Raw genomic sequence first — 10,842 nt, forward strand, 5'->3', positions numbered from 1 at the left:
GAGGAGTGTTGGGGCGTTTTTTAACAAAAACCACCACGATGCGCTTTAAACCATACAGTGATAAAGAGCCCCTGGACGCGATGAAAAGTTGCGTCCATTGAAATGGACTCTCGGTGATCTGCATAAGACAAAGTGCGGAAAATAAGAGTGAGACGACCAAGGTCTCGTTCTGTCATGTGTGGCTATCGACTATTTGATGCGCTATTCAACCATATCGCCCGCTTCCATTTCTATTTCCGGCGAGATGGCTTGCTCTTCAATGGTGCGTTGCGCTTGCTCCTGGTACTCGTGATTGTCTCGAACCTTTGACTCGACCATCGCTTGCACGGTGTTACTTTGCATCGCTTTTTTCATTTGGCTTGCCTCGTTGAGCATCTCTTCTTTTGAATCGAACTTGGCTTGTTGCAGGTCGAGAAGGGGTTGCTGCTCTTCTTTAGATAGGTGAAGGCTCGGTGCGACGCTTTCGTAGTAGGTGGCTTGGGCATAGGCCTCCTGCATAGGCTGTGACAATGTCACGCTTCGTTTATTGAAAGAAGGGCAGATGTCTTTCATGACATCGAACTCCAAATCCAGTTTGGTGATGAGGTCAACGCCTGGTGTGCGTAGGTAACACTGCAAATCGTCCAGGGCTTGTATCTCACTCGGGGATACCACAGGTCTTGTAACCGTTTGGTGGCCCAATGACACGCCATCACGCAGCGTGTTCGCACCGTACGACACGTTTTCTTTAGAAATATCGACTTCTTGCTCCCCCAAGTCTTTGGAAGAGATTTGCGCCATTTGTGCGGAAGGAGCACGAAAGAAAAAGCGCGTGTTCAACAAATCAAACATCTCATCGGCGGCGTTCTTGCCATAGGTTTTCACCAACTGCGCGTACGATTGGATACCAATTAAGTAGCACCCGCCAAATTTTCTCACTTCGGCTATGATGGAACCCAATTCTGGCAGTTTGTGAAGGCTGGGCATTTCATCCATCAATACCCAAATGCGGCGGTCTTCATCGGCTTCTAATCCTAAAATGGCGTTGGACGCGATAGCCAACCACATGGAGATGAGCGGTCGCAGTGACGCATGCTGCTGCGCGTTACTCGATAAGAACAAAAACCCGGTTTGCTTATCGTCTTGCACCCAGTCTGTAATAGAAAACTTCTTCTGCAGCGCTTCGTCTCGATGCTCATCATCAAGACCGTCTAAAAAACGCATGCTTTTCATGTAGGTGGCCAACACCGACTTGATGGAAATCGCGGTTTTCTTGATGTCCTTCGATGCCAGGGCGGCCGCCTCGGTGCCTTCAAGAAAATTACCTAATGCTTCAAGCTCACTGGTCAAAATTAAACTCAATAGGCGTGCGGTCGTCGCGGGTTTATTGTCCTGGCTCATGCGAAAGGCGGTGGATGAAAAAATGGTGCGCGCCGAGTCAACCCAAAACGGATCGCCATCACCGTGTTGTGGGATGAGGGCCGCGGCCATGTTCTCAAAGTCGGGGGCGTCTTTCGCGTCGCACCACACGTCCCAATTCGCGCATCGAGCATCAAACGGGTTCAATATGACGTCGGTCTCAGGACGATAAAACTTACTGGTGAACACACACCCTTTGTCATAGATGATGGCTTTGTCGCCACGTGCTCGTATCCATCGCACCAGTTTGCGGATCATCACTGATTTACCCGCGCCCGTGGTGCCATCAATGAGCAGATGTTGCACCTCAAACGATTGTTTGAGCAGCGCATGGCCATCAATCTTAAATTTAGAAATGGTGCCATTGCCATAGCCGCGCTTACGGTTGACTTTCGCGCGCTTGATTTGCATCTTGGTTAAGACTTGTGGTTCAACCAGGCGAAAACCACGCACATGAAAGTCTTCACTCTGTTTCTCGCCTTGCTCTTTGAAAAAACGCTGCAGCAAATAAAAGATGAAGAATCCGACCAACATCGAAATGAGGTAATAGACTTGGAAGTTTCGCCACACCTCGGCGTGAATATCGAGAAGCACGGCATTTTCAAGCTGAGACGCGAGCGTGGACTGGTAGCGCTCACCGTCCCACACAGTGGTCACCAAACTGTCTAATGGTTTGCCGAACTTAGCGTATAAAATGTTCCGCCAGTAATAGAACTCACCCCAAAAGGCGTGACGCGGAGCTTGCCACAGTGTCAGGGCGAGGGTAGCCAATAACATCCCAAAACCAATGAACTTGATGAGGGTGTTGTTGACTTGAAAGAACATTCGAATGGAATGGAAGGTGACTTGGCCACCTCGGGTAAAATGGTTACTTTTCTTACGGGTACGCATCGTCGCTCCTTATTTAAGAGTTGGCGTTGAAGGTAAAGTGGTGAAATGAACGTATTCACTGCCATTCAAAGGAAAGGCCGCGCTTACGCCATGATTTTCATTGGGGATTTGATACACTGTGCGACTGATTGGATAAACAGAGCGCTTTGATGAGTCAAAATTTAAAACACTACCTAGCTCTGGATGAGCTGGTTACCCATTCACTGCTGACGCTCTATTGCACTATGAGTCAGCAAGGCGGGTTTTGGACGGTCAAGAAACGCAATGCCTTTTTGGTGAAATACCTCAAACCGAAAGTAAAGCAGGCTCAATTCTCTGTGTGCAAAAACGACCTAAAAACCATGCTCACTATTGGTCGCCAAACCAGAGGCAATCTTGAGCAAAAGTTGTGGACGGTCAATCAACTGAATCTTGAGTTTCAGGCTCGATTGTCACAGGCGGATGAACTCTATCTCATGCTGACAGACCTCAATGAGCAGCACCAGTTTCCTTCCAAGCTCGACCATCCCGACAAAGCGAGCGAGGAGGAGACCTTGTACATGACCCAGTCAGAAATTGAAGAAGGGTTTGATAAAGTCAATAACCAAATCAAATCCTTGGTGATGACTGTCAAAACGACGCGCCTCAAAGCGCTGATTGAGGCCGTGCAAGCCAAAGGTGTCTATCGCGTAGAAATCGAGCATGTGGATAACCATGAAGTGATTCACTTACTCTTGCATCGCATTTCCTCCCCAAAAAGTGAGCGATAAGCGCGTTGTTGGACAATGACCTCTTTATTTCTCCCCCTCTATGCCATCTCAGCTTTTATATGAGACCCAGTTAACAAAGCATCACTACTTTCAAATGAATTTTGACACACACTTCGACAAGCATTATATATGCTGCCGCTTAGTCATATAAAAACTCAACAATAAATAGGCTTAACATGAACCCAATGATTAAAACGTTACTGAACATTCGCACTTTGCGAGCATTCTCTCGAGAATTAACTTTTGAGCAGCTTGAAGACGCACTGGATAAATTAACAACCGTGTATCTGGAACGCCAGGAAAGCGAAGAAGCTGAACGTGAAGCGCGCGCAGAAAAAGAGGCCAAAGTGGCTGAAATGGCAAAACAAATATCAGAGAGTGGAATAGGGGTAGAGGACTTACTGGCCGCGCTCTCTGGACAGCCAAAAACAAAAAAAATTCGTCAACCAAGACCCGCGAAATACCAATACACTGATGAGAGCGGCACTAAAAAAACATGGACAGGACAAGGTCGCACACCTGCGGCCATTCAAACGAAATTAGATGCGGGTCAATCCATTGATGATTTTTTGATTAAGCGCTAGTTTCTTTTACTCAAGCAATGGACTACTTATCATAGCCAGGCCTGCAGGGCTTATTTATCACGAGAGAGATAAGCCCACAATGACCCAACATTTCGACGAGAATGATACCTTACTGAAGTCAGAGACGGTATTTATGAAAGGGCTCGGAGACGCAAAAAAAAGCGCCGAAATATGACCATAATACGAATAAAATACCATTAATGAGCTTCTAGCATTTCAACGAATAGGGGGGGCTGTACCTATTTCAGAGGAAAGTCCAATGTGAGTCGCCAACCCTTTATTTATAAGGGCTGAATGTTGAAGACTGTTTCTTAGGCCATCTCTTATTGCGTCATGTTACTTGGTAATTAAGGTACGACAGAATCGCTTGGTGATCACTCTTGAAACCAATCATCTGAAACACGTTTTTGGACAGAAGTGTGTTTCAGGAAATCCAACATTAGCAATTCATGGATTACTACAGCTATAGGAAAGCTCAGTTGGGAGGTTAACGCAAGTAGTTGACTCGCGCCTTATTACGCAACTGGTAATTTATGCAATTCAATAGGCTTAGTTGGTGCTGATTCAGCAACGTTACGTTAAATTAACTGCATCAATGAGTCATAAACCTCTTTAGCTCGTTTATATTCTTCGTCTACGCTTAAAATATATGTTTCACCCTCAAATTCACTGTATCTTCGTTGAGCATTTAAATGAAGGTATGTACACCGAACTATATCAATACAAGAACGAATTATTACTTGAGATCTTTTCCGTTCAATAGAAGCCAAACTAGGACTATTTTTTATTGACTCGTCTGCCGCTTTATACATATTAAGCAACTCTTCTACAGAGCAAGGCATCTTAAAATTTGGTTCAATAAGCTCAAAAATCTGCCCGTCAATCATACGATCAATTATAAAACGAGCTTTTTCATCATAACTATCTTGCACTGATTCCATAAAGTATTCCCTTAAAACTTAAAAGAGGAAACACTTTATCATAATAAATAACATGGCGTTTTTAGGCGGTTCATACCAACTACACTCATTAGCACTTTGATTCGCCAAAAAGCCTTAAATTCGATGCTTAGAATGCCAAGCGTGGCTGTAACTCTTGAATCATTGTTATGTTTAGGAGTTCAATGTAGACAACCAGATAGCACAACCAAGTAAACTAATAGACTTTAAACTATTAATTTCACTACCATAATCAACATGAAAAACATCACCATGCATAATCCCATTTCTGTTCGGCCCACGCTGCTTTTGTACATCTGAGCATATAGATTTATCAGCACCAATCTGGTTTTTAACAAATGTACTTGCTAAAAAGGCATCAAAGAAGACTCCTTCATCAAATTTCCTAATTTCATTTATTTTCTCATACGAGCGATACTTATTGTTGAAGATACTTCTCTTAAATTCTTCATTAAAAACACCTTCAGCTTGAGCTAAAAAAATAGGAATTGACCCATAATACTCTCTTGCATGATGAAGCCTAAAAGCTGCTTCTAAAACACTAGTACGTTCTTTTGCATGTTGTAAGCAATACTGCTTATTTTCATCCAGACATTCGCGGTTTCGCTCCATAAAGAACGTATTAATACTATTCTGTTGCTGCAATTTACGTAAGTTGCCACCAATCTTGGCATAAGGAGTTGGATACCAGCCCCATTTAGCCAACTCAATAGAGGTTTCAGCACGTTTTCTAGCTGCCGTTTTAAAAAAATCGTCTTCGAGAATCACTAATTTCCCCGTAAAAATATCAACGCCGTATTAAGTGGTAAGCAACGCCTACCACTCAGTTTAAGCCATTGTTAAATAAACACTTAAACTAAAAAAAGCTGAAGCAGCCAAGTGTTGAAAATCCGTTTTAAATGCTTTGTATTAGCATAAAATTTTACCACACACGCAAAGCTTCTTGCGTTTTCAGAACCAATTTATCTATATATTCAGAATAACTTTCCGCAAAGAAAATTATACTTTCTCCTGAACGATTAACCTTACTAGCTTGTAACGCGCTTTTTCTCAGTTGTTCAGCTAAATCGAGATCTGATTTTAGTTTGTAAATAGTCGTTAACTCAGCAGAAGACAAAGCACTCAAAACTTCGTGAGGCAAGTAATTGAAATTAAAAACTGGATTTTCAGCAATCACCATTTTCGCTAAAGATTGTTGATGTAAAATAGCGTTTTCATTAATGTTGACCAACTGCGATCTCAATAGTTTCTTGGCATTTCTGTTATTCTCTATGTCGTTTTGCTTCTTCTGATAGCTAGGTAAAAATAATGCGACTAAGACTGCAAGAGTGGTAGCGATTGCAGCTAACCACGTGCCTAACATACTCCAATAAGAAACGTCCTCTACACTCATTTTTTGCTCCCTATATGGCACCTCGCCGTATTTCACGTCTATATAGTGCAGCCTTTCACCTATCACTTCAATTTGTAATCAATAAGTTAGTGCCACATTGAAAGGTTATACTGCTCAGTAATGCATAATTTCTAGATGTGCTGAATAAGGATAACTTTTGGTAGGGCAAACTCACGCCAATAAAATGTGAATGAGTATTTACTCTGACTTGATGTATGGAATCCACTCCCTCCTTTGCCAAGCTAGACTTAGGAGAATGAGATAAATACGAGGGTTCCAATATGTTGAGCAATAATATTATCGCTATCGACCTAGCTAAAAATGTTCTACAAGTCTGTCATATCAGTGTTCATGGTGAAATGCTTTCCAATAAACCTTTAAGCCGACAAAAAACGAAAGAGTTCCTAGCTAAAACAAAGCCATCCATTGTTGCTATGGAAGGTTGCTGTGGTTGTCACTATTGGGGGCAATTAGCTGAACAATTTGGGCATGAAGTGAGGATCATTAACCCTAAGAAAGTAAAGGGATACCTAGAGGGTCATAAAACGGATCATAATGATGCTCTCGCGATCGCTAACGCCGCAATACAAATTGGCATTAAGTACAGCCGTCCAAAATCACTAGAACAACAATCTATGCATTCTTTAGAAACCAGCCGTAGATTCTTATCTCGCAGTGTGGTTTCCCTAGCGCTTCACATTCGAGGGACGATCTTGGGCTACGGTATAGCAAACTCTAGAGGTGAAAAAGGGTTAAAAGCTTCAGTTCAAACAGTGCTTGATGGAGAAACATCAATACCAGCCAATGTCGTATCCGTTCTGTCTATGTTGTGGGAGCAATATAAAGAATTGAAAGCAAAACTCATTGCATTCGAAAAAGAAAAAAACGCTTTAACCCGTCAGATAGAACCTTGCCAACGATTAATGGAAATTGAAGGTGTTGGTGAAACAACTGCTGCAATGCTCTATACAACTCTTGGTGATGGAAAGAAGTTCAAGAATGGAAGACAAGCTTCAGCGTTTGTTGGTCTTACACCCAAACAACACAGTTCAGGAGGCAAGGTCTTTATGATTGGGATCGATAAATGCGGTGGAGTGAAGGAGCTACGCTCCCTTCTCTATCTTGGTGCAATGTCTTACGTTGGACGACTCCCCGAAAAACCGAAGACTCAAAAGGATGCTTGGTTGAGGAGTATCATAGATCGTATCGGCTTCAAGAAGGCCTGCATTGCACTGGCTAACAAAGTGGTACGGACTGCGTGGGCAATGCTTCGGTATGAGACTGAATACAAACCAGTTTTAATCACCGATTAATCACTAATAAATTGTGAGATTTTACAAAATGATGAAGCATAAAAGGTAAGACCAACCTACTGAAAACCTGACCTTTCCGTCATGCTTTCCAAGCTGCTAACTCGATGAGGACAGTAGGTGCGCAAAACATCAAAGGCTAGAGGGTAGCTCCTTCAATAAGAAGCCGAATATACGACCGCATCTTAACTTTTATTGCAAAAATCACTTTGTAAATACGTGGATTCCATATACATTTTGGGGCAATTTTGAGTTAGCCATCGTGGCCAACTCAAAAGTGGACATAAACGTTTTAGCGCGAATAAACTAAAACGTTAGTTAGAGATTAGAAAAAGTATCTTGAACCTCGAATGCTTGTATGGCGATTACCTCCTACGCCACCTTGGTAGGGTATGCATCCCTTTCCCTTTAAGTACATTTGGAAACACATAACCTGATCCGAGTGCAAAACCATGATACCAGTCAATCTGCTCATGACAGTGAGAACTGAAATCTTTATCATTCCAAAGTGTTAACATCTCTACCTTTTTAAGGCGGTATGATTCTTTTCCATTACCATCAAAAACAAACCCCGTATATGGATTTAGTTTTGTCTTATTTGTTTTCTTATGTAAATGTCCATGTGGAACTGAGGGAGCACAATCTACGTCTCCGATAGTAAAAACCCATTTATTCAATACAATGAGACTCAAATTGTCTTCTTGCTCATTGCCTGCAAGTTGTCCATTTCGGTCATCTTCAACCTCTAACGAGTTTTGCTCTTCCTCACACTCATCTGCAAGCCAGTCAATGGTTTCCATACGTTCAACATACTCGTTTAAACCTATGATTCCATACTGGTAGCTTAGATCTGCTAATAATCGAAGTGTTGTATTCATGGTAGGTACCTCCTCACTTTGCTTTGAGCAAAATGTTAACTAATAATCAATGAAAAAACAGGGAGATAGTTCTAGACTCCACAAAGGACAAAGGTGAGTCAGATCTGAACTAGCTGACTCGAAGAAAGACAAAGGTGTGATTGCCATGATCAGCTTCTGGACAGAATGAGTTAGAGCACTTAACCCAATACAATTGTTTCTGATAAGAAAAAGTACCTTGAAGCCATGGGCGTTTGTTATGTTGGATCCATTTCACTGAACTTTAAAGTATAAAAGTCTCGATTTAGCGAAGCTTTCCATTGCTCTATATTACGGTAGTTATAAAGGTATTCTTGATAGCTCTCTATGGTGCTTTCACTAACGTTAAGCCCGTAGATTATAGACTTAACATGACCTACTTTAAAAAGGTATAAACTGCTAGGGTCATGGCTAAGCTCAACTAAGTTATTGGCATATGCTTCTCGTTCTATTTTATCGGATAATTGATCCAGATAAACGGTGAATCTGCCGTCACTATCTTCGCTACCAATAGTTAGTAGTTTGTTTAACACATGTTTGTTTTTCAAGCGATGAACATTGGTAACAATGACTTTATCTGCTTGGTCTAGCCGAAGAGTTACACGATGCTCTTTTTCATATATCCATTCATCGCTTTTCTGTTGAAAAATCTCAAATAAGATACGATCTTGACCTTCCGCAGATATATTAGAGTAATCAAAGTCAAATCGATCAACACGGTATCTAGGTTGCTTTCGGTACATAATAGGGAGACACTCTCCACGGAACATTTCAAAACCGTCAAATAAGCTAGTTGAATTTAGCTGTGGTTCATGTAGGTAGGTAAACATGTTGCCATTAAAAGCAGATTGAGCCCAAAACCCGATAACAGCACCTTTATGTTCGTTAGCATAGTGAGACCACATTAGTAAATTATCTTTAGCTTCAGTTAAGCTAATAACACCGATTTTACTTTTGTTTTCCTCTATATAAGAGATCAGCTCGTCTGGAGACTCACATATTTCAAAGTAAGGACTGAGGTCAGACAGAGCTTCTTTACAATAGGTAGCTTCAAAAGGGTCATTCAGTCCCGCCAACTGAGTTGCTCTGATATAGCCTTCTTTTAAAAAGTAATCAGGGTTCGACATATATTTATATAAAAGTTTCAATACAACTCCCATGTTGAATAAGGTTTGATAAGCCCCTTGTCCACTAGACACTACACGGATTAGAAAAAGTAGGTCAAATACCCATCCCTAAAGTGTGACGGATAAGTGCGCTAGCTTGGAATGGGGCAAAAACGCGTTAGATCAAAAACTCTAACTTACTTAACTGATATTAGAAAAAGTATCTTGAAACCTTAAAGCTGAGAGGTTGATACGGCGACGTTGAACAATGAATCTTAGATCTCTAATCAGTCACGTTAGTATGAGTGAAGCCTGAAAGTGATAGACTTAGAAAGCGTATTAATAATAACCAACAAAAGTCTGATGAGTGTGTTACCTTGGTCTCTATCCCTACCGCTTAGTAGGGACTTCTTTTCTTTTCCGAACTCGCATCTCGGCACTCCTTAGTTGCCCTCCTAAGCCTCATAGCGGGCTTTAATTATGTCTATTTCAACCCAAAAGTTAAGAAACATCTTCAAACTGACTAGAATTGAAAATGTAGAAACTAACAACGACGTACCCCATTTCGCACCTTGGTTACCACTTGCCCAGAAAGTAAAACCTGTCATCCCTTCAGCGATTATATATTGCGAAGGTAATTTTGGTAAAATTGATGGTAAAACCGCTAATGGGTTAGTGAGGCATTCGTTAAGCTATCGTATTCTATCGGTTATTGATAGTGAGTCTGCTGGCTTAGATGCTGGTGAGGTTCTTGATAACAAAGCCAATGGAATACCTATCCTTGCTAATGCTGAAGAAGCTATCATTCACGCGGAAAGCATTCCCGATTACTTCATTTTCGGCATTGCGCCATCAAGTGGATTTTTATCTGACTTAGATAAAAGCATCATTTTAAATGCCATGTCACTAGGAATGAACATCGTAAATGGCTTACATGAATTCCTAACCGATGATCCTCTATTTTTAGAAGCTAGCTTAAAGAATAACGTTCGAATATTCGATACTCGCAAACCCAAAAGTAAAGGCGATCTGAAAACGTTTAGCGGGAAAATACACAACGTTAAATGTCCGAGAATTGCTGTAATGGGGACGGATTGCGCACTAGGAAAACGAACAACAGCAACAATATTGACGAATGAACTGACTAGAAAAGGCCTTAACGTCGTTCTGATTGCCACTGGTCAAACAGGTATTATGCAAGGCGCACAATACTGCGTTGCACTCGATGCTGTCCCTTCACAATTTTGTGCCGGTGAGTTGGAATCTGTCATTGTACAGGCCTATGAAAAAGAAAACCCGGATCTGATAATTATTGAAGGACAAGGAGCCTTGAGTCACCCTGCGTTTTCAACCAGCGCTTTTATCTTACGTGGCAGTTGTCCAACGGGTGTGATACTGCAACATGCCCCTAAACGTTTATATCGTAGTGATTTTCCTGATTGCCCAATGCCTTCGATTGCCTCAGAAATCAATCTTATCGAAACGTTTTCTAATACCAATATTATTGGACTAACACTGAATCATGAAGATATGTCGTTGGATGAAACACGTTGTGC

General features: G+C 41.7%; 10 protein-coding genes. 4 read left to right on the forward strand and 6 right to left on the reverse strand.

What is annotated here, in order from left to right:
• Positions 1 to 201: 201 nt before the first annotated feature.
• The gene (gene traD, locus AB6E52_RS16940) at positions 202 to 2,289 is read right to left on the reverse strand and encodes a type IV conjugative transfer system coupling protein TraD (protein ID WP_372024266.1); all 2,088 of its coding nucleotides are present in this window, start codon (positions 2,287 to 2,289) and stop codon (positions 202 to 204) included.
• 149 nt (positions 2,290 to 2,438) lie between these two features.
• Here traD and AB6E52_RS16945 point away from each other — a divergent pair, with 149 nt between their 5' ends.
• Both AB6E52_RS16945 and AB6E52_RS16950 read left to right on the forward strand, forming a co-directional pair.
• Positions 2,439 to 3,038: a DUF2913 family protein gene (locus AB6E52_RS16945; RefSeq protein ID WP_372024263.1), complete on the forward strand. Its 600-nt coding sequence runs from the start codon at positions 2,439 to 2,441 to the stop codon at positions 3,036 to 3,038.
• A 176-nt stretch (positions 3,039 to 3,214) separates the two neighbouring features.
• On the forward strand, positions 3,215 to 3,622 hold the full coding sequence (locus AB6E52_RS16950) for an H-NS family nucleoid-associated regulatory protein (RefSeq protein ID WP_372024260.1): 408 nt from the start codon (positions 3,215 to 3,217) through the stop codon (positions 3,620 to 3,622).
• A 578-nt stretch (positions 3,623 to 4,200) separates the two neighbouring features.
• Here AB6E52_RS16950 and AB6E52_RS16955 read toward each other — a convergent pair.
• The 3 genes from AB6E52_RS16955 to AB6E52_RS16965 form a co-directional block, all read right to left on the reverse strand.
• Positions 4,201 to 4,563, reverse strand: a complete 363-nt coding sequence (locus tag AB6E52_RS16955) for a hypothetical protein (RefSeq protein WP_372024257.1) — start codon at positions 4,561 to 4,563, stop codon at positions 4,201 to 4,203.
• A gap of 171 nt (positions 4,564 to 4,734) precedes the next feature.
• On the reverse strand, positions 4,735 to 5,349 hold the full coding sequence (locus tag AB6E52_RS16960; protein ID WP_372024255.1) for a hypothetical protein: 615 nt from the start codon (positions 5,347 to 5,349) through the stop codon (positions 4,735 to 4,737).
• Between the two features lie 154 nt (positions 5,350 to 5,503).
• Complete coding sequence (locus AB6E52_RS16965; RefSeq protein WP_372024252.1) at positions 5,504 to 5,974, reverse strand: hypothetical protein; 471 nt, start codon at positions 5,972 to 5,974, stop codon at positions 5,504 to 5,506.
• A gap of 281 nt (positions 5,975 to 6,255) precedes the next feature.
• Here AB6E52_RS16965 and AB6E52_RS16970 point away from each other — a divergent pair, with 281 nt between their 5' ends.
• Positions 6,256 to 7,287 (forward strand): IS110 family transposase, encoded by a 1,032-nt coding sequence (locus AB6E52_RS16970; protein WP_372024250.1) that lies wholly within the window; start codon positions 6,256 to 6,258, stop codon positions 7,285 to 7,287.
• A 362-nt stretch (positions 7,288 to 7,649) separates the two neighbouring features.
• On the opposite strand, the gene AB6E52_RS16975 is transcribed toward AB6E52_RS16970, so the two are convergent.
• Together AB6E52_RS16975 and AB6E52_RS16980 are read right to left on the reverse strand one after the other, a co-directional pair.
• On the reverse strand, positions 7,650 to 8,162 hold the full coding sequence (locus tag AB6E52_RS16975) for a hypothetical protein (protein WP_372024247.1): 513 nt from the start codon (positions 8,160 to 8,162) through the stop codon (positions 7,650 to 7,652).
• 236 nt (positions 8,163 to 8,398) lie between these two features.
• The gene (locus tag AB6E52_RS16980; RefSeq protein ID WP_372024245.1) at positions 8,399 to 9,328 is read right to left on the reverse strand and encodes a DUF2971 domain-containing protein; all 930 of its coding nucleotides are present in this window, start codon (positions 9,326 to 9,328) and stop codon (positions 8,399 to 8,401) included.
• Between the two features lie 438 nt (positions 9,329 to 9,766).
• On the opposite strand from AB6E52_RS16980, the gene AB6E52_RS16985 reads away from it, so the two are divergent.
• Positions 9,767 to 10,842: DUF1611 domain-containing protein (locus tag AB6E52_RS16985; RefSeq protein WP_372189965.1), on the forward strand; the 1,076-nt coding region annotated here is incomplete at its 3' end.

The organism is Vibrio sp. 10N.247.311.13 (assembly GCF_041467595.1).
In the GTDB taxonomy this organism is placed as follows: domain Bacteria; phylum Pseudomonadota; class Gammaproteobacteria; order Enterobacterales; family Vibrionaceae; genus Vibrio; species Vibrio crassostreae_C.